Origin of the sequence: Acinetobacter sp. ANC 4805 (genome assembly GCF_022549495.1) — a bacterium.
In the GTDB taxonomy this organism is placed as follows: Bacteria; Pseudomonadota; Gammaproteobacteria; order Pseudomonadales; family Moraxellaceae; genus Acinetobacter.
The window spans coordinates 282,309-302,123 of sequence record NZ_JAKZGD010000004.1 but is presented as its reverse complement, the minus strand read 5'-3'; the positions used below and the strand labels follow the sequence as shown (position 1 = coordinate 302,123).

19 protein-coding genes are annotated in these 19,815 nt (G+C 38.7%); 6 read left to right on the top strand and 13 right to left on the bottom strand.

The window, feature by feature from the left end; genetic code table 11:
* Nucleotides 1-40: 40 nt before the first annotated feature.
* From MMP60_RS07700 to MMP60_RS07675, 6 genes are all read right to left on the bottom strand, one after another.
* Nucleotides 41-268 (bottom strand): AlpA family phage regulatory protein, encoded by a 228-nt coding sequence (locus MMP60_RS07700; RefSeq protein ID WP_241335712.1) that lies wholly within the window; start codon nt 266-268, stop codon nt 41-43.
* 88 nt (nt 269-356) lie between these two features.
* The gene (locus tag MMP60_RS07695; RefSeq protein WP_241335711.1) at nt 357-1,256 is read right to left on the bottom strand and encodes a hydrolase or metal-binding protein; all 900 of its coding nucleotides are present in this window, start codon (nt 1,254-1,256) and stop codon (nt 357-359) included.
* Nucleotides 1,257-1,388: 132 nt separating this feature from the next.
* Complete coding sequence (locus MMP60_RS07690; RefSeq protein WP_241335710.1) at nt 1,389-2,531, bottom strand: lambda-exonuclease family protein; 1,143 nt, start codon at nt 2,529-2,531, stop codon at nt 1,389-1,391.
* A 142-nt stretch (nt 2,532-2,673) separates the two neighbouring features.
* Nucleotides 2,674-2,946: a hypothetical protein gene (locus MMP60_RS07685; RefSeq protein WP_241335709.1), complete on the bottom strand. Its 273-nt coding sequence runs from the start codon at nt 2,944-2,946 to the stop codon at nt 2,674-2,676.
* Between the two features lie 225 nt (nt 2,947-3,171).
* Nucleotides 3,172-4,221 carry a DUF932 domain-containing protein gene (locus MMP60_RS07680; protein WP_241335708.1) on the bottom strand — a complete coding sequence of 350 codons (1,050 nt, stop codon included), beginning with the start codon at nt 4,219-4,221 and terminating at the stop codon, nt 3,172-3,174.
* Nucleotides 4,222-4,284: 63 nt separating this feature from the next.
* Nucleotides 4,285-4,602, bottom strand: coding sequence for a hypothetical protein (locus tag MMP60_RS07675; protein ID WP_241335707.1), 318 nt, complete (start codon nt 4,600-4,602; stop codon nt 4,285-4,287).
* 792 nt (nt 4,603-5,394) lie between these two features.
* On the opposite strand from MMP60_RS07675, the gene MMP60_RS07670 reads away from it, so the two are divergent.
* Nucleotides 5,395-6,516 carry a hypothetical protein gene (locus MMP60_RS07670; RefSeq protein WP_241335706.1) on the top strand — a complete coding sequence of 374 codons (1,122 nt, stop codon included), beginning with the start codon at nt 5,395-5,397 and terminating at the stop codon, nt 6,514-6,516.
* Between the two features lie 113 nt (nt 6,517-6,629).
* On the top strand, nt 6,630-7,139 hold the full coding sequence (locus tag MMP60_RS07665; protein ID WP_241335705.1) for a hypothetical protein: 510 nt from the start codon (nt 6,630-6,632) through the stop codon (nt 7,137-7,139).
* Between the two features lie 115 nt (nt 7,140-7,254).
* On the opposite strand, the gene MMP60_RS07660 is transcribed toward MMP60_RS07665, so the two are convergent.
* From MMP60_RS07660 to MMP60_RS07645, 4 genes are all read right to left on the bottom strand, one after another.
* On the bottom strand, nt 7,255-8,118 hold the full coding sequence (locus MMP60_RS07660; RefSeq protein ID WP_241335704.1) for a hypothetical protein: 864 nt from the start codon (nt 8,116-8,118) through the stop codon (nt 7,255-7,257).
* A gap of 53 nt (nt 8,119-8,171) precedes the next feature.
* Nucleotides 8,172-9,116: an inovirus-type Gp2 protein gene (locus MMP60_RS07655; RefSeq protein WP_241335703.1), complete on the bottom strand. Its 945-nt coding sequence runs from the start codon at nt 9,114-9,116 to the stop codon at nt 8,172-8,174.
* Nucleotides 9,117-9,355: 239 nt separating this feature from the next.
* Nucleotides 9,356-10,510, bottom strand: coding sequence for a hypothetical protein (locus MMP60_RS07650; RefSeq protein WP_241335702.1), 1,155 nt, complete (start codon nt 10,508-10,510; stop codon nt 9,356-9,358).
* 500 nt (nt 10,511-11,010) lie between these two features.
* The gene (locus tag MMP60_RS07645; protein ID WP_241335701.1) at nt 11,011-12,372 is read right to left on the bottom strand and encodes a site-specific integrase; all 1,362 of its coding nucleotides are present in this window, start codon (nt 12,370-12,372) and stop codon (nt 11,011-11,013) included.
* A 225-nt stretch (nt 12,373-12,597) separates the two neighbouring features.
* On the opposite strand from MMP60_RS07645, the gene mutS reads away from it, so the two are divergent.
* The 4 genes from mutS (at nt 12,598) to MMP60_RS07625 (ending at nt 17,517) form a co-directional block, all read left to right on the top strand.
* Nucleotides 12,598-15,255, top strand: a complete 2,658-nt coding sequence (gene mutS / locus MMP60_RS07640; protein ID WP_241335700.1) for a DNA mismatch repair protein MutS — start codon at nt 12,598-12,600, stop codon at nt 15,253-15,255.
* A gap of 274 nt (nt 15,256-15,529) precedes the next feature.
* Complete coding sequence (gene fdxA, locus MMP60_RS07635; RefSeq protein WP_018677298.1) at nt 15,530-15,859, top strand: ferredoxin FdxA; 330 nt, start codon at nt 15,530-15,532, stop codon at nt 15,857-15,859.
* Nucleotides 15,860-15,996: 137 nt separating this feature from the next.
* Entirely contained in the window at nt 15,997-16,710 is a 714-nt protein-coding gene (locus MMP60_RS07630) for a D-Ala-D-Ala carboxypeptidase family metallohydrolase (protein WP_018677297.1), read from the top strand.
* Between the two features lie 138 nt (nt 16,711-16,848).
* Nucleotides 16,849-17,517, top strand: coding sequence for an O-methyltransferase (locus MMP60_RS07625; RefSeq protein ID WP_018677296.1), 669 nt, complete (start codon nt 16,849-16,851; stop codon nt 17,515-17,517).
* Nucleotides 17,518-17,636: 119 nt separating this feature from the next.
* On the opposite strand, the gene MMP60_RS07620 is transcribed toward MMP60_RS07625, so the two are convergent.
* The 3 genes from MMP60_RS07620 to MMP60_RS07610 form a co-directional block, all read right to left on the bottom strand.
* The gene (locus MMP60_RS07620) at nt 17,637-18,479 is read right to left on the bottom strand and encodes a universal stress protein (RefSeq protein WP_018677295.1); all 843 of its coding nucleotides are present in this window, start codon (nt 18,477-18,479) and stop codon (nt 17,637-17,639) included.
* Nucleotides 18,480-18,594: 115 nt separating this feature from the next.
* The gene (locus tag MMP60_RS07615) at nt 18,595-19,212 is read right to left on the bottom strand and encodes an acyltransferase (RefSeq protein WP_241335747.1); all 618 of its coding nucleotides are present in this window, start codon (nt 19,210-19,212) and stop codon (nt 18,595-18,597) included.
* Entirely contained in the window at nt 19,202-19,804 is a 603-nt protein-coding gene (locus MMP60_RS07610) for a YigZ family protein (RefSeq protein WP_241335746.1), read from the bottom strand. Before MMP60_RS07610 ends, MMP60_RS07615 begins: the two co-directional genes overlap by 11 nt.
* Between the last annotated feature and the right edge of the window lie 11 nt (nt 19,805-19,815).

Below are 19,815 nucleotides of genomic sequence, written 5' to 3'. Positions count from 1 at the left end.
ATTGGATATTATTAATCAAAAAAAGAGAGCCTAAGCTCTCTCAGCGTTGTGCCATCTTGGACTCAATCCATTGATTGATTTCCAAAGCTGACCAGCAAATACGATTTTGTGTCATTTTAATTTTCTTTGGAAAAGTCGAATCGTAGTATGGAGACTTTTCGTTCATTATGTCATAAACAGTAGAACGACTAAGACCTGTGTACTCTACAACCTGTTTAATACTAATGAGTTGATGTACCTGAAAAGTTTGACCTGTGAACGCATTCATGATGTTTTTCTCCCAATCAATGATGCGAGCGCGATTTCGCTCAAATAATAGAGCTCGCTGTAAGAAAAAACGTCCTGCTTTCACCCATTCAATTCAAAGCCTGCACCGACTGCTGCAACCCTTTCTGAATATCCTGAACATGAGTGAGATCATGCGTTTGCTGATACTCTGTTTTAGATTCATCGTTGTAAAACTCCTCCACGATATCCAAGCCTTCTTCACTTCCAACCTCAAAATGAGCATTGCCATAACCCTGCCGTGCCACATGATCCAAAGCTTCCTGATAAAACCCTGCTGTCTTACTTTGTTCATCCATCTGTTTGGCTGAGCTAATCGCATCTTTCAGGTTTGTGCCATCACGTAAAGTTAAATCCACATAGTAGATCGGAGTACGATAACTTTGTGTTGTGCTTTTGCCTCTCAGAGTAAGTTGCAATGGCAGGCATGAAAGTAAATCACCTGAAGCTGCATGGTAATAGCGAAGCCGTGCTGCTAAGGTGCGAATGCTGTTAAAACCTGTGGTTCTAAAGATGAATGTGCCAAACTCATCTGATTCATCTAAATTGACATACAGCCTGCCATAAGGTTTACACAACCCACCCTGTGCCAGTGGGCATAAATCAGGTGATGGGCATGGATGTTGTTCAACTCCGCTTTGCCCAAGTCGCTGACAAGTTTCTCCATTGCCTGAGCAGATTAATCGTCCAGTTTGGCGATCAAATAGGCTGTACTCTGCCCGTAAGTTCAGTTCAGGATCATTGAAGATCATGCGGACTGGAATAGTTCTGAGCTTTTGGTTTTGATTGGGTGCTTTAGATCTAAGTTGTTCATCCAGTGGATGTTTGACCCAGCCATCCTTGTTCTGGATTTGGCTAGTGATGGTAAATTGATCATCCCGTTCAGGCAGACGTTTACCATTCTTTTCGACAATCTTGCCGATACTGATACGACCTAAAACAGGTGGAGTGATTGCTAAACCTTTAATCATGATGATGTCCTTTCAATAAAAATTGGGTATAAAAAAATCCCATACCTATTGTGGTATGGGATCGGTGGGTTTCTGTGTTGGCTGATTTGATACGTTTGTTTGAGAAATAAATGCTGGATATGCGTAGCTGCCTTATCCACCATTCGGGTAAATCTGAAATCTTCGTGTCCCTGCTTTGGTTTGTGGAAACTGCTGTAGATATTCAGGGTATTGTTTAAGCAGGGATTTGCTGTCTAGGCTGATTGAGTCTTGTGATTTCTTCCACGTCACTGAGCCACCTGTAAATACTGCTCGTTCTGCCTCTTTCATCATCATTTGTAATTGATGTTTCAACTCATCAAAATACTGTTGATGCTGCTCAACTTTATGTCGCTCCTCAAGCAACTGATTAAACAGATAGTTGGCTTGTTCGTTTTGGCTGAGGTCTTCTACCTGTAATGGGGTTTGTGCAGGATAAAGTTGTTGTAAAGCTTTGGCTGCTGAATCGGAGGCATCGACACTCGGTGGAATATCGGATTCCACACATTGCCAGAAGTGACGTTCGGCATTGATGATGTGCTGAATCACGGTTTCATTACGGGTCACTTTAAAGATTTTAGTTTCATGCCCACAAACCAAGGCACAGATATGTGCGGCTTGTTTGCCTGTCACTGCCAATTGATGTTGCACTTGGCACAGGACATACAGTGGTACGCCATCTCGCCATAATTTTGAACCATATTCTCCAACAGTTTTACACTCTAATATTTGCACTTCGCCACTGCCCACCACGGCATAATCCAAATTGGCGAGCATAAAGTGTTTGTCTTCATCAGGGTGTTGTAACACTGCATTGACTCGACGTACCTTATTGTTGGTGTGCATGCTGTAGTATTCCGCCACAAGCGGCTCTAACTGCTTACCCCAGTAAAGTGGCGCATAGCCTGCGCTTTCATCCTCGATGTTTTGTTGCATCCGTCCTGTTTTAATCATCCACAGTTCCAACATGCTCATGTAAGGATTGAGTCCACAGGCGGTTGCCGCATCACTACTGCCAATGCCCTGTTTTCTGACTTCGAGCCATTGTTGATAATTGAGCTGTTTAGTATTGGCAAGGCGTTTGGCTGTAGGTGCTTTGGTTTTTCGTGGCTGCGTATTCAGTCGGCCACTTTTAGTTCGAGTTCCCACCTCAAGCTGTTGGGTCGGTGAGTTTTGGGTGGGTGGATTCAGGTTTGGTGAATAAGGTTGTAAAGGTGGATGGTTTAAAGTGTTTTGAATTTGAGTATGGCTATGCATATTGAATATTCCTGTATGAGTAAAATCGTAAAAACTAAATTTCGGGCATAAAAAAAGCCACATTTGGGGAAATGTGGCAAAAAAGTGAATCTTGATTTTGAGGATGTATTTATCCTAAATACATCCTCTCTCGGTTGAACATCTAACTTTTGGCGATGTTATTGAGCAACTCGGGTTCTAACATAAAAAAGTCTTTGCCAAAGTGCTCTAAAGCCAAATCGGATACATTGATCTGATATTCAATATCTCCATTTAAAAAGCTTTGTGACTTTTGGATGGAGCGTTCCCAACCAAAGGTCTTGCCACACTGGATAAGCAAGTATTGATAGACTTTTGCATCATTGATCCTTAATACGAATGCATCATCGGCTAACTGTTGAATTGAGACATTTTTAGAATATTGCACATCAATCATGATCTACTCCCTAGAATAAATGACCAAGTGAATAACAGTTATCATTATAGAAAATTGATCCGATTTCAATCACAAATCTATATTTTTCTATAACTATGAAGAGCTTAATACATATTTATGGCATAAAAAAACCACATCAGGGGAGATGTGGCGAAAAGTGTCACTGTGCTTGTACGGTGTTACCGTATGCTTAGGCTAAAAGAAGCGGCTTAATTGAAACTGAATTTAGGCAATCATTCGAAGTGCCTGTTCCAAGCCTCGTTGCTTGATCACTGCACCTGCACCAAACCAAGCTGAATCGAGTCGGTGATCGGTACTCATCGCCCGACGTTCATGGTCAGTAAATTCAGTTATTGCGCACAGTAAACCATAAGCCGTGTCTTTAGCTGAACTCAGTTCTGCCCCACGTCCATGCCCGTTAAACATAGTCATGACTTTCGACATCGCACGTCCATTCGGTTCAGTTTTATTGTCCGCTTTGGACGGATTACTTTGATTTGGCATGGCGGCATTTCGGTAGAACTGAATAATGCTTTCATCCTGTTCCGCTGTACTCAAGTTAGTGTTGTTAAATACCGCATCAAAGTAGGCTGCGGCTTCTTGCTGTGTCACTTTACGTTGACTCAGTTGTTTCATTTCATACATGTGTTCATCCCATGCACGGACTGAAATACCGAGTTGCTGTTTGACTTTCTCCGCATCGAACTTGGTGCTATGTGGAACTTTGACCACACCTGCACTGGTGTTTTGTCCTTTAAGAGCAATCGCTAAGGTGTTGTTACACACCACCCGAATAGAAGTGAATTGAGCAGTGGTGGCAAGTGTGCCATCACAAGCCGTCGCTAGTAGAATATAGCCATTACTCACATCCTTACCCTTGAGTGCTGAAGTCTGTCCAGTCTTAGCCAGTGCCCAGAATTTCTTACCACCTTTGAGTACGCCTGCGGTTTCCAATTCAAAGCCTGATTGCTCCGTCAGGTCTTTGTAGAAGTGTAGGATTTCCATCGGTTGGACTTCTTGAAAGCGTTGGCTGACCACGGATAAAGGTGCATGCGTATCTGAACGGTAAAGCACTCGTTGTTCCTCAAAGGGCATAATAATGCTCTGCCCCCGATGGTTCTGTGCCATGTAACTGACATCCGAGGATTCAATCCGCCAATCCATGCCTGCCTGTTGTGCCCAGACCTCGATAGGTTGGTTTGGGATGAGTTGGTTGCCTAAACCGTGCCAAGGGGTTTGTCCTGTGAATGCCATTGTTTCAACTAAATGTGCCATAAGAATAATTCCTGTATTAATTTTAAAATGGGTAAAGCGTTGGATTTGAATTTTGCTGAATGCTTAATTGTGTAAATTCGGGCTAAAGCTGCGGTCACAGTGATTGCAGTAATACTGTCTGCGATAAGTTGGGTGAAGCGGTTGTTGCGGTTCATCTTCAGTGATCAACATCCAGATACCACCGATCAACACCCCAACGATCGCGCCTGCAATCGGAGGAATATTCAGGCTTTTAGAAACACTGACACCCAAGGTGGCAAGTGCCATCGGTGACATCACACTATTGGAAATTGGGCTGTGAGTTGAAGTACTGGGTAAATGTTGTGGGGATTGCAGTTGTACCGTCTCTCGGGACTGGCAATAAGGACATGGCAAACTCATTGTGATATTTCCTGTAAATGAATAAACAAAGCCTGCTGAGGGAAGCAGGCAAAATGATTGCGATGTAGCTGAAGCATGTATTGGTGCGGTCTCAAATGGAGAAACACCGTTCTCAATTAGATGCTATGTATTTGTATTTTTTTAGAATGCGTTTTTTATCATCAGTTTTAGGCAATTTTTGAATGAAGGTTAAATAGATCAATTGACCTGTTTTTTCGCAACGATTATGATGCAAGGGCTGACCTACATTGTCAGTCGGTTTTAGCAGACCGCAGATCCAGCACGATATATGAAAGTAATTTTGTATGTTGTGGGAACCCTCGTGTCCCCCTTTTTTTCTATGGTAGGGCGAGAGGGGGACGCCTCGTGCGTGCTGGTTCCTTGGATCCCAGTCTGCTAACCCCCTTTCGTTCTGCCACCATTATTTAGCAGTGATGTAGCAGAACTTCTTGTAATTCCAAGGAGTCAACCATGACACATTTTACTGTGCTTTATTCCCCTGCACTTTCTCCGCCTCTCAGGCATTTTATTCCAATTCATTTATCACACGCTTTCGCTGTGTCCTGATTGATTCAAGACATCAGTTAACTGCTGCATCCATTTTTGTCAGTGGTGTTTTGTGCTGGATAAAAATCATGAAGCGTACTACACGGCTTATTCGGATTGTTCTTATTGTGCTCAGTAACAGCATCGCTAGAGTCTGTGACAGCCAAACAAAATGTATTTGAAATTACAGTCAATTTCATAATTCATTTTAAAAACTTAAAAAATATTGGATGGGGAAATAATAGGATGAAATACATTTCAATTGTGCTGCTCACCAGCCTTGCATTGGTCGGCTGCTCTAAACCACAACAAGATGATGTAGAGAATAAAGAACTTACTCAAAAGATTGAAAACATGTCATTGAATGATGCTGCCCCTGCACAGGCTGTTTCTTCCCCTTTGATTATCGCTCGCAATAAAATTACACCTCCGCTCACCAAAACAGGTGAAAGCTTTCAGGAATTGATCAAAGATGAAGGATATTTTTCCTTTTATCCACCGTATAAAACCATCTCTGGATTGCAGATGTTTGCTGAAAATGACGATGTTGCAGAGTATTGTGCAAACTGTGTGCATTTCCAGTCCGTTCTCAATGATTTAAGAAATGTGCTGGCTTTAAAGAACAATCAAGTTTTAGTGATCGGAAATACAGGTCAACAATTTCCAGCATTCACCTTTGCTTTAGGTGATGACTATTCTTTGCGTGCAGCGCATGATACAGCCATCAATTATATAAGATCAACAATGCAGGTGACTCCACCACAAAAAGATCAATTTGAAAGTACAGAGCAATATCAGCAACGTATTCAAACACTTCAAAAAGAATTGGATACTAAAAATGCCCATCTAAATTATGACTTGAAACTTTTAGAACTCAGTTTAAATGCTACGTCTGCACAAAGTCTGTTTATGCCAAGCAGCTATACACCGAATGATCGACCAAAGGGTCCGATTGATAATTTTGTTTATTATGATGCTGATTCGAAACAACTACATTTTGAGAATATGAATTTCTCATCTGACCTTATTGTGAATTTCACAGCCCCATCCACGCCAGAGTTAGCACAAAATATCATTACGGCTGGTGGACAAAAGTATGTCGGTTACATTTTCAACTTCAATAATCATCAATTGGAATTAGATAGCTTAGTCATTTATAAAGCCAAGAATATTCAAGTTGATTCACTAAATGAGCCGATCGCAATCCTTGAACCAAGTACCATGTCCTTTCAACGTAAACATTTCAACGGCATAGAAAATGCGCCATTAAAGAAATTTGATGTGCCGCTGAAAAAGCCAATTCCTTTTGATTTTAGCTTGGAAAACTATACCCCGATCGAAAAGGTATTTAAAAAGATCGATGAGTAATTCCCACTTTTATAAAAAGTAAAAAATTGATTGACCAAACAATTAAATACACAGGGTTGGACTTTCGCCCAACCCTGTAAATCAGAATATTCGATTAAATATAGGCATATGTAATGAATTTTATTCCATCTATTGTTTTATCCTGTGTGCTGCTACTGACTTTAACTGCGTGTAATTCAGGTAACGATGCACCAAAACCCAAAGATGTCCAAACTCAAACCAGTGAGCATAGCACTGCTGATACAACTGAAACGCCTCAACAATCCGAAGATGATTTTCCAGCCGTTGGTAAATCCTTTTTGGAAGATGAATCATATAATGCTGAGGAAGTGACTGAACCCACGGTGCAGGAACAGTTTGAGGTCCGTGTTCGTCGTGAAGAATCACAATACTCCATGACAGGCTATACCGATTTATTAAACATCATGTCATTGAACGATGCGCCAACCACCATCACAGGGGTTTTAATCAATCGTGGGAATTGTAGAAGCAAAGGTACATACGATTACCAAAATATGCGCTATGGCTCTGTGGCAAAGGTCTATCTTGGTTGTTCGGCTGAATATGTTCGTGAAGTGACGGTCACCACCAATAGTGGTTTGACCTATACCTATAATTTTTAGGTATTCAACTCCTAGATCAAGTGGCGTATTTTTCCACTGAAATTAATAATGGTCTAAGCGGATTCATTCTTAGACCATTATTCGATAACAACTCGATTGATTTTACTGAATAAAGCTACTTCAGCTTTAGAGGAATGCGTTCACAATTAAAAGTTTTGCCGTGAGTTGGCATCACCCTTAAATAATGATTTTTACTATTCGCATTGAAATCACTCTTCAGCAATTGCAGGATCCGTTGAATCTGCCTGTCATCTTGGCAATTCACTGACCATCCTTTTTTAGCTTGCTCTTCAATGTAGACTTCACCAAAACCATTACTGAGTTCTTCACACTTTGCTATCAGTTTATTGGCATGGTCAGATAAAGTCGTATCCTGTGCTTGTCCAGCATAAATAAAGTAGATCTGGAGGTAGTAGCCCTGTTCAGGATGATGTTTTATCTTCCAAATCACTGAATGGATGCAACGGAATACATTGGTCTCCCTTGCCCTGACCTCTCTTAATATGGCATTGACATAACACTCAAAACCGTTAAATCCTAATGACGATACACCTTCCCTGATACCAAATCGCATTGGAAAGATCATTAAGCAATCTGTGTATTGCATGGTATTCAATAAGAAACGTTCGACCTTTTTCGTTTCAGCTTTATTCTGTTTTTGGTCGTATTGATGACCGTCTTGTATTCGTTCAAATTGCGACTGGATATCTGCAATCATCAACTCAATCACATGATCGGGCAGATCATAAATATTTTCATACAATCTATATTTATTTGCTTGAAACAAGGCTCGTTCAATCAGCTTAAAAATAATGATGGAATCAACATAGTCATAACCAGCAATAAAAAAGCGTCTAGACTTGATAATTAAAGGAACAATTTGTTGCTTGAATTGTTCACAACTGATTTGGTCATCCACCACATCCTTGATAAATTTTTCAATTTCACAAAAGGTTTGAGCTTCGTTGTAGGTCGTCATGAGAAAACACATCCTAGGTTATTTGTTCATATCACTAGGAGTGCTGTAAATCTTTAAGGGAGATAACCTTGAAGCTGTTGCATGGTATTTGCTACACCTCGACGCCAAGCAACATCAAATTGCCCCATACCAAAAGTACGCATGCCTGCCACTTTAGCTAAAAGCCATTGTTCAGACTTTTCAGGATTAACCAGATACATTGCTGCATTCATGGCATTGGATACCTCATCTACATTGTTCCGATGAATTAGTCCAACACCCAAACGACCCAATTTTTCATAATGCGCTTTGATTTCTGGCGTATTACAGCTATAGAAAATCCCCTGTTGCTGAGTGATCTCTTTCCATAATTGTCCAACTTGATCAGCAAGATACCAGTCACTCTGACGCTTAGATGGATCATAGATCAGTAATAAATGGCAGTGATAGCCTTTATCAGCACCCTGCTCTAGTGCCCATGCATATCCCTGTAAGCCATAGAAGCACGTATCTTTATTCGCAATTCGATTGAGTAAAACACTAAGATCAGATTTGACCTGTTCAATGTTAATCAAATGCCTGTATTCCATTGCATAGGACAAATCCACTCGAACAAATAGCAGTTGAGAATAATGATTTAATAGTTGTTGTAAGTACTGCGATAAGGATGCTCTATTAGCAACTTCTAATTGAGCTTGATACTGCTGTTCATGAAAGTGGCATGGTTGATACTGAAGTAAACACATTTGAAGAATTGAGATTTGCTGTTCATCCAACTGCTCCAAGCTAAATGGCTTGGATGCACCAACGAAGTACTCAATCCATTGCATGCACTGAATAAAACATTCGATTGTTTTGGCATAGATCAAATGCGGTTGATAGATTGGCTTAAAGGCATGATAAAGCGCATTCAAACTCAATAAGAACTCTTGTTGAGAGATTGGATAAAAACAAACCTGTTTAACAAACTGATCAATTGCATGTGTCAGGCTTGCTTCATTCCAAGTTACTGTAATCATGTAGGATACTCATCTGATTGGATTCATATCACTGACTGATCTGTAATTTTTAAATTCTTACTCATATATATGAATAAAGAACCACCTAAACCTATAAGCTATTGATAGTTAGTATTAATATTTACTTATAATAACTTTAAAAACCAACTAAGGTTGATCATCCATCCAACAATGACTTTGGAATACGAACTTCACCTCAACCTCATAAAAATGGGAAATCAGGATAAGCTAAAGTTAATTTATTTTTTAGATTTCGATCTGAACGTTAGACTAAGTTCCCTATCGGATGTTTTCTCAGTTAACAAATCATTCAAAGTATGTTTTAGCTCAGGTGGATAATAGTATTTTTCTGACTTTGTAAGATAACCAATCGTTCTTTCTTTGAAACGTTCTCGTTCTTTCTGATTACTTGCCTTAATATGACAAAAACTTTTCTTGAATTTTGCAGGAGCAGCAGCCAATGGAGCGTGATGACATAAACCTTGCCCATGCGTGATTTCTTCACACCAATAAAAATTTAAAGCAAGTTGAAGAGCATTCATATCACCAAGATCATTTGTAGGGAAAATAAATACTATTCTGAAATATAAACCACCCTTTACAGTAGACCACTCCCACTTACCAACAAAGCCTATTGCTCGACTCAATGGATCAACATTTCTCGCATTATTCAATAACTTGGTTTTAAGCTCAACCAAGTTCAATACCTTATTATTTTTAAAATTTACTTGCAAACCACTTACTAAACCAAGCTCTAAGCAGACGAAAGTTAGATCTCCGTACTGCTCAAACAATTCATCAATATAATTACTATAATCTCGAAATTTTGCATTAGTTTTTTTTAAAACTTTCTTTATGGCTTCATCATCATTCTTAACAGCAAGCCTATCTCTCAGCCTATCAACAAAAAAATTTAAATTTCTTTTTTGCAAATGAGTCAACTCAGTATCCAAGAATGGTATACATCCATCACTAGGTATCTGATTGTCGTAGATAACCTCAGGTATTGTCCTACAATCTAATTGCCGATTTTGGTTGAGTAGAACATCTATAAAAATACGTACATTAAGGCTAAATCTATTGCTAACTTTGAGCAAGCTTTCAGCACTTAAATCGGTATAGTATAAAAAATGATAAGGGTTAATTAGATTTGAAAGCGTTGTGATCGTAAATATTGTTGATCCATCTAACTGAGGAATGGCTCTAAATAAATTGCTTTTATACTTTGAAATATAGACTACAAATTTTTCAATTTGCGCCACTCTTGAGAAGTCTTCAAAATGAATAAACGGAGTAATTCCTGTACTTTTCGTGTCATAGAAATGAATGTTGTGCTGTAGCTCATGCGTAAGAATACCAATTTCATCAACCAAAAAATCCAATGATATTTTCACAATAATACCCCAATTAACAGCAAGATACAAAAAATAAAAACAACCAATAAGCATCAAGTTTGTATATAAAATCAATTAAAAAATACATTAAATTAGAACTAATGTATAGCTAAATCAATTTTACGTATTAAAAAATAGATTCAACTTATCTAATTTAGAATTTCTTTCACTTAAATCAACAAAAAACCATTGAATAATTTGAGAGTTTGTCATAAAAAATTGAATTCCATATCTAACTCCCATATTACTCGATATATTTGTAAATTGCTGACTAGGAATATTTATAGGGTAAAAATATAATCTAAGTTCAAAGTATAGTTTGCATAAAAATTAACATAATTGTTATTTTGATCAACTATATTATCTAAATTGATAAAATTAACCGACGGAACTGCAAACATTTTTATGTCCTGAAAATTTAAAACACAGAATTACATTTGATATATAAATAAAAAGATCCAGTTGAAACAACCAGATCTCAAAAATAATTAATTCCAAATTTAGAGACTATTTTTTATTACACTATCCAAGTAATTCGCCCATTTCTGTAACCACTCCGCACATTCTGCTTCATAATTATGCAGGTTATATGTCCCTTCAATCCCTTTCTTGCTATGCCCTAAAACTGCTTCTGCAATATCTGTAGGACAGCCTAATCTGGATAAACCCGTTCTCACCGTCCGCCGTAAATCATGGGGATTCCAATCATCCATGCTCTCTAACCAAAGTTGTTCAGCACGATATTTCGTTTGGACCTTCTCTGGATTCTTCAGTTGCCATTTCATTTCACTCAAAGACTTTTGCTGAATAGGAAGCCCCGTTCGACTCGAGGCGAATAAATATTTCTGATCAGGTTTATATAATTTCTGTAAAAATTTAATGCATTGCGTTGATAACTGAACATAACGCTCAGTACTATTTTTTGAAGCTTTCAGATGCCATGTTCCATGATCTAAATCAAAATCACTCCATTGTGCATCACACAATTCTCCAGTACGGCAACCCGTCCATAGCGTTAAATAAAGAATGTGTTTTTGATGTGTTGTAAATCCTGATGTTGGCAACCAAGCCAATACACGTTTTAACTCTTGATCATTTAAAACTCGTGTGCCCTTTTTACAGGTTACTTTCAACCTTGACTGTTTGATACTCATTTTGGCTAATAAGGCAGGATTGGCAAAATTGGCAGGAAATCGCTCTAGCCCAATAGCGTATTCATATGCTAACGTCAATTCAGACAATACCCGTCCAGCCTGTACATTAGAACCACGATCAATAATTTCCTTGGTTAAAACTACAACATCTTTTCGGGTCACTTCTACGGCAACACGATTTCCCAAAACCCGTACCGCATCACCATACAGGGTTCGTCGTGTTTCAGATTGACCTTTGGGCTTTCTTACCCCCAAGACTTTCTTCCTTTCTCCTGTTCGAGAGTCAGCAACCCAGTGATCTTCAATCACCTCGGTCAAATACATCTCTATCATTTGGTGCACAGTGAGTTGAGACATATCTTTTTGTGCAAGCTCTTGCTCAATCTGTTGTTGAAGCTTTTCTTGCTCTTTTTTTTGTTTTGGGCAAATTCCCTGATTTCGTTCAGCCTTTAAACGAATGAGTTCTATCCTTGCTTCCGCCAATGTAACTTGAGGGAAATTTCCGATCTTATATTGTTTGATCGAGTCATCCACAGGACTACGATAACGGTAGAAAAAGGTCTTCATTCCCGTTTTGCCGCAATGCACCCGCAGCCCCACATATTCCCCAATATCAGATTTATCAGGATCACCCACCTTCATCTTCTCTATCGCCTTAGCTGAAAGTGCTTTTTTAATTGTTGTTTGTTGCTCTATTGAACGAACCACTTTAATCCTCACAGAAAGACTGAATTATTTGTTATCCTTTCAAGCTGTCCATTTTCCAATTATTGATAAGGAATGATGGCTAGTTTAAACTAAAACAACCTACACTAAAACCTACACTAATGTTTTGGCTTAGGCTGTATTTGCTTAGATTTTCTCCTACACCTTCGGATATTCTGTTTATGTTAGATACTATTAAATACATTGAAAATAAAGGACTTAACAACAATGAATGATAATAATAGCATAGCAGACCTTTCAAACCACACCCCAATGATGCAGCAATATCTCAAAGTCAAAACAGAGTATCAACATGCTTTGCTGTTCTACCGTATGGGCGATTTTTATGAACTTTTCTTTGAAGATGCCCATCAAGCTGCCAAACTTTTAGGAATTACCCTCACCCATCGCGGAAAAGCCAATGGACAACCAATTCCAATGGCGGGCGTGCCCTATCATGCAGCAGAAGGCTACCTTGCTCGTTTGGTTAAGTCTGGTCGTACTGTTGCTATTTGCGAACAAGTCGGAGAAGTAACAGGAAAAGGGCCTGTCGACCGTAAAGTCGTTCGCATCTTAACGCCAGGGACATTAACAGATGATGCACTACTCACCAGTTATCAATCTTCAAATTTGGTTGCGTTATGTATTCAACAGAACCAAATTGGCTTCGCATTACTTGATTTAAGTGCTGGTATTTTTAAAGTTCAACAACAAGACTATAAACCTGAACAATTGGCGATTGAACTGGCTCGTTTGATGCCAAGTGAGATTTTGATTGATGAAGATCTGATTGATAAAAATATTATTGAACAGATTAAAAAGAATCTAGACTGCCCGATTACCAAACGTCCAAATGTTGATTTTAATTTAAATAATGCACAAAAAACTTTGTGTGATCAGTTTGCGGTTTCAACTTTATCAGGTTTTGGTTTAGATCCACTGCCTTTGGCAAAAGCGGCAGCAGCAGCTTTGATTCATTATGCCAAAGAAACACAAAAGACGGCTTTACCGCATATTCGTTCAATTCAGATTGAGCAAAGTACCGATTTTATTGCACTCGACCCCATTACTCGCCGTAATTTAGAAATTATTGAACCGTTATTTGATCATGGTACATCCTTATTCCAACTGATTAATGATTGTCAAACGGCAATGGGTGGACGTTTACTAAGTCGGACACTCATGCAGCCAATTCGTGACACTGCGATTTTGGATGCTCGTTTGGATGCTTCAGAGCAGTTATTACAAGGCTATCATGAATCTCCTGTACGTTTAGTGCTCAAAGAAATTGGTGATATTGAACGTGTATTGAGTCGTGTTGCTTTAGGGAGTGCCCGTCCGCGTGATTTAGTTCAACTTCGTCAAGCATGTGCACAAATTCCATTTTTACGTCATGCACTAGCCCCTGTGCTAAAAACACAACAATCTAAGTTATTAAACCGACTAGACAATGAATTAGGTGATTTCAAAAGCCTTCATCAACACCTAATGGATGCAATTGTTGAAAGTCCACCTGTGCTGTTACGTGATGGTAATGTCATCGCAGAAGGTTATGATGATGAACTCGATGAACTACGTAAAATTCGTGATCATGCAGGGCAATTCCTGATTGATCTCGAAATTAAAGAGCGTCAACGTACTGGCATCAATACCCTTAAAATTGGTTATAACCGTGTCAGTGGTTATTATATTGAGTTAACACGTTCGCAAGCAGAGCAAGCACCAGCCGATTATATACGTCGTCAAACGCTCAAAAATGCTGAACGCTATATCACACCCGAACTCAAAAGCTTTGAAGATAAAGTACTTTCGAGTGAATCACGTGCGCTTACCCGTGAAAAACTGTTGTTTGAATCATTGCTAGATCAGCTTCGTCAAAACATTGCGCATTTACAGATGATGAGCGCTGCGATTGCCCATATTGATGTACTTGCCAATTTTGCCCATCAAGCGAGATTAAACAATTGGGCAAGACCTGAATTTACCGCTGAAACTAGTATCAAAATTCAAGCAGGTCGTCATCCAGTCGTAGAAGCTTTAAATAAAGCACCATTCACCCCGAATGATACCTTCTTAGACCCACAACATCGTATGGCGATTATCACTGGTCCAAACATGGGTGGTAAATCGACGTTTATGCGTCAGACTGCATTAATCAGTTTACTTGCTTACTGTGGTAGTTTTGTCCCTGCAAAATCGGCAAAATTGGGGTCGATTGATCGTATCTTTACCCGTATTGGTTCTGCTGATGACTTATCGACAGGCAAATCGACCTTTATGGTGGAAATGACTGAAACCTCACAAATTTTACATCATGCAACCAGTCAGTCTTTAGTGCTGATGGATGAAGTTGGTCGTGGTACGAGTACCTATGATGGTCTTTCTTTGGCTTGGGCATGTGTTGTCGATTTAACTAAGCGGGTGAAATGCCTCTGTCTTTTTGCAACACACTATTTTGAATTGACTGAATTGGGCGGTGAAGTTGGCATTGATAACTATCATGTCACTGCGCAGGAATTGAATGGTAATTTAATTTTATTGCACAAAGTACAACACGGTCCTGCAAGCCAAAGCCACGGCTTACAAGTTGCAAAACTGGCAGGTATTCCCGCAAGTGTAATTAAAGAAGCGCAGAAACGTTTGAAAATTCTGGAAAAACAACAGCATCAACATTTGCAAAATACAGTTCAGAATGATTTATTCAGCTCGCTTGAGCATGAAATTGAAACTCAAGTTGTTGAGAAAATTGTTGAAGTGGAAGCTCAATCCCCTGCTCTTGAGTTGTTGGATAAAATTGATGTAGATGATCTGACTCCGCGTCAGGCACTTGAACAGCTTTATCAGCTCAAAGCCTTATTTAAATCCAGTCAAACCCTCGAAAATTAAGACTAAATCATCAGCTCTAGCATTTAGTTAGAGCTGATTTAAATCGATAACCACTTTAAATATCTCTGTTGCATCAATTGACAAACAATTTTTCAGAGGCAGATTCTTGAATTTAGTAGGTTATTGAGACTTATTATCAATAAAAGTCATATAAATAAGCCCATTTCATTGATACGAATAATAAATATCAATAAAAGGAATTGTTTCTATCGGTATTTTTTGCCTAAAATACACTATGCAAAATGAAAACCATATTTTTTAGGTAGCTGCCGCCATGACCTTTGTTGTCACCGAAAATTGTATTAAATGTAAATATCAAGACTGTGTTGAAGTTTGTCCTGTAGATTGTTTCTATGAAGGTCCAAACTTCCTCGTGATCAATCCAGATGAATGTATTGACTGCGCACTGTGTGAACCTGAATGCCCTGCAAATGCTATTTTCTCTGAAGATGAGCTACCAGAAGGTCAAGAAGTCTTTATTGAACTCAATACTGAACTTTCTGAAAAATGGGCAGGTAATAACATCACTCAAATTGGTGAACAGCCTGCTGATCGTGAAGAATGGAACGGCAAACCAAATAAATTGCAATATTTAGAAAAATAATCATAAAAAAAGACCAGTACGGACTGGTCTTTTTTTATACTCGAATCACACATTTCTTTGCAATTGCACCATTATCTGTGCGTTATTTTGCATTAAAATAATCCATCTATCACCTATAGATTGTGAACCACCTTTTTATGATGCGAAATAAATTACAGGGTCTCTTATCATTTTGTATCATCCCTGTGATGATGGTCGGTTGTGTCAGTTCAGCCACTAAAGTGAATCAAAATCAGGGTAAAAGAATTTATATTCCTGAAGAACAAATCACTTTTACTCGCCCAATTCCCAATAAAGTTGAACCTACCTCTTACCGCCAATGGCTCAACCAAGGTGAAAACTATGCACGTGTTCGTGAATACGAGCAGTTCTTAAATCGTAATAATGTCGCACATATTATTCCAAGTTTTGAATTATTACGTACTGCACGAGATTGGCAAAAATGTGGTCGTTCGGAATATATGGTGCCAAATCGTGAGCTATGGAATAACTCACTTTCAACCTTACGTGTCTTTAAATATCTGATTGCTGCTAAAGTTCTCACCGATTTCGAAGTAACCTCCGTTTATCGTGATTTGCCATTAAACCAATGTGCAGGTGGTGCGGGTTCTTCTAAACATTTATTTAATTCAGCCATCGATTTCCGTATTGGCCCTGAAGTGCCACAACCACAAGACTACGCTTATATTGAACAAACTAAATTTAAATTATGCCAATTCTGGATACAGCATGGGCAAAGTTTAGACCTAGGAATCGGTTTATATAGTTCTGGTCAAATTCATATTGATACTCAAGGTTATCGAACTTGGGGACCTGACCTCACCCGTAATAGTTCAATGTGTAACTTCTAATTAAAATAGACTTAAACCCAAAAGAGATCGAGATGATCTCTTTTTCATTTCAATGACACTGATTAATTCAGTAATCAAATTGCACTCTGAGCATAAATGTTTAAAATGCAGCTAACAGATTCGTAGGTAAACTTGATTATGCAACAGATGTGGACCGACATTGATGACTATATCAATTCACATTTAATTCCCACAGACCCAAGACTTCAACATGCATTAGACAATACCGATACGCAGGGATTTTCTAATCATTTGGCTGTTGCGCCTAATCAAGGCATGTTTTTGCAAATGTTGATTCAGATGAACCAATGCAAACGGGTACTGGAACTAGGAACTTTTGGTGCTTATAGTACCATTTGGCTTGCAAAAGCATTACCTGAAGATGGCTATCTACTCACGGTAGAAGGTCGAGATACCCACGTCATTATTGCTCAGGAAAATATTGATTTTGCCAAGATGCCAACCAATATCGAGTTAAAGAAAGGTCGTGGTGCAGATATTATGAAGCAACTCATTGCTGAAGGCAGTGAACCCTTTGATTTGATTTTTATTGATGCCGATAAGCAAAGTTATCGTGAATACTTTGAATTAAGCTTGCAACTTTCTCATTCAGGGACGATTATTGTGCTTGATAACGTCATTCGTGCAGGTGCGATCTTAGATGAAAATAATAAGAAGCCTAGTATTGAAGGCATTCGTGAAGCATTCACAGCATTAAAAGATCATCCTCAACTTTTGTCTTGCACTGCATTACAAACAGTTGGCTCAAAGGGACATGATGGCTTTGCAATCGCAATTGTGAAATAAAGATCAAAAAACAATCTAAAAAAATTAGTTGTTTAATATCAATGTATTGTATTTATCCACAGTGCTTTTCCATATAGTTATCCACAGTAATTGCGGATAACTATATGGAATAAAATGAATCACTTAGCAACGAGTAAGGGTACATTCGCATTTCGGAAGATCGTTGTGGTGATACTCCCCAAGAAAAATTGATGAATTTTACTATGGCTAAAAGCACCTAAAACAATCAGTTGAATGTCATGTTCTCTTTGATATTCAAGAATATTTTGTGCGACATCACCATAACGATAAACGGGTATAACATCTAGACCCGCATTTTTTAAATATTTTTCAGGCTCAGCCAACATTTCAGGATGATCCCCCACATACAGCAAATGACATTGTAACTTTTTCAATAAGTCACTTTGAGCTATACGTTGCATCATCTTTTGACAGGTTGGTGAGTATTCATAAGCAAAAATAAAGCGTTTTGGTGGTTCAAAATGCTCACCTACTGTAATTACCGTACAGTTTGCACCACGGATAAAGTTTTCAACATTGCTGCCTATGGGCTTATTCTTTTCTGCTGCTCGCTCGCCAACACGACCAATAATCACCACATCATTTTCTTTCAAGATGTTAAAACTTTGTTCAAGAAAATCGCCCTTTTCTTGAATCTTGGTACTGGTTAAATCGTATTGTTTCTCTATGAGTTCTGAAATATGCTTGAGTAAATTATTACTATAATCAAGCGCGAGTTCACTTTGCTTTTGCTCTAGTTCAGCTAGCTCTTTCAGTAACATCGCATTACTTTCAAAACCAATCACACCACTAATTTCACCTAAATGATAGCTTGCAGGATAATAATCCAAGATTTGCAACAGTACTAATTCTCTTTGGGTTTGTTTTGCAACCCAAACCGCAGCTTCTGCAACAGCATCAATACAGGGTGAAGAATCGATACATGCAATTACACGGTTCATTTTTCGCCTCTCTTTAGGTATATACCTTAGGTCTTCTACTTATTTTTAACTTATCACAGATCAAAGCATGGTGGGTTAAATTTATGTATAGAATCTAATGAGCTTTTAATTGATTTTATTCAGTGCGATAACGAATGAATCGAGCTGGATTACCTGCAACAATTGCAAAATCTTCAATATCTTTTGTGACCATACTATTCATTCCAACAACAGCATGATGCCCTATTTTCACACCATCTTTTATACCAACATGAGCACCTAACCAAACATCTCGCCCAATCTCAATCCCTTTGGACGTGACAGGCTGCTGGTACAGCGGTCGGTCTAAACCCATGCCATGATCAAATGCATATAAATGACTATAAGCTGCAATTCTGACTTGATCATGTAATTTAATCCCTGCCCGTCCACCATCTAAAATACAATGATGGTTAATTGCAACTTCGTTACCAATCTCTAAAGGGCCATGTAAAGTACAATCGGCTGCAATAAAAGTATTATCTCCAATCGTGATCTTGCGCCCACGCTCAGCAAAAATATGTGCTAAAGGGGAAATAAAACAATTTTTGCCAATCTTTATTGTTTCCATTTCCATCAAATAAGCTTGATATTCAGCTTGCCATGCTTCGGCCCATTCTCGATGCTTCGCTTTAAGTGACCAGTACAACCAAGGCATATAATTCAAACGATGCTTATGTTGTTCTCGATACTTTAATAAAGGATCAGTTGTCATCTTCTTGTTCATCTATCACCTTAAGCAATTCACGTCCACGTGTGACATCTTGGAGCTTATGCCTTAAAGGCTCAATTTGATGTACTTGTACTCGTGCCTGAATAAGAACACCTATTTCAGTGTAACTTTCTTGATATTCAATTTGTTGTTGCATCAACTCATATTGAATAATTGCCCATTCATTAAATAAACAGGCAAATTGAATCTGTTTTTTCTCAATCAACTCAATTTTTTCAGCCAATAATAAACATTGACCTGCACATCCACCATAGGCGCGAACTAAACCACCTGTACCAAGCTTAATACCGCCGTACCAACGGTTCACCAAGACGATGACATTGGTTAAGTCATTGCCTTCAATTGTCGCTAGAATGGGGCGACCTGCTGTGCCAGAAGGTTCACCATCATCATTAAACCGAACATGGTGTCCAATTTTCCATGCCCAGCATTGATGTATCGTTGAAATATCTTTGTTTTGTTCTAAAAAAGTTTTAACTTGCTGCTCATTTTCAACAATTGCAGCAATCGCTTGGAAGCGACTTTTTTTAATGTCTTCTTCAAAAGTTACTGTATTGGCAATGGTGAAAGGCATAAACATAAATA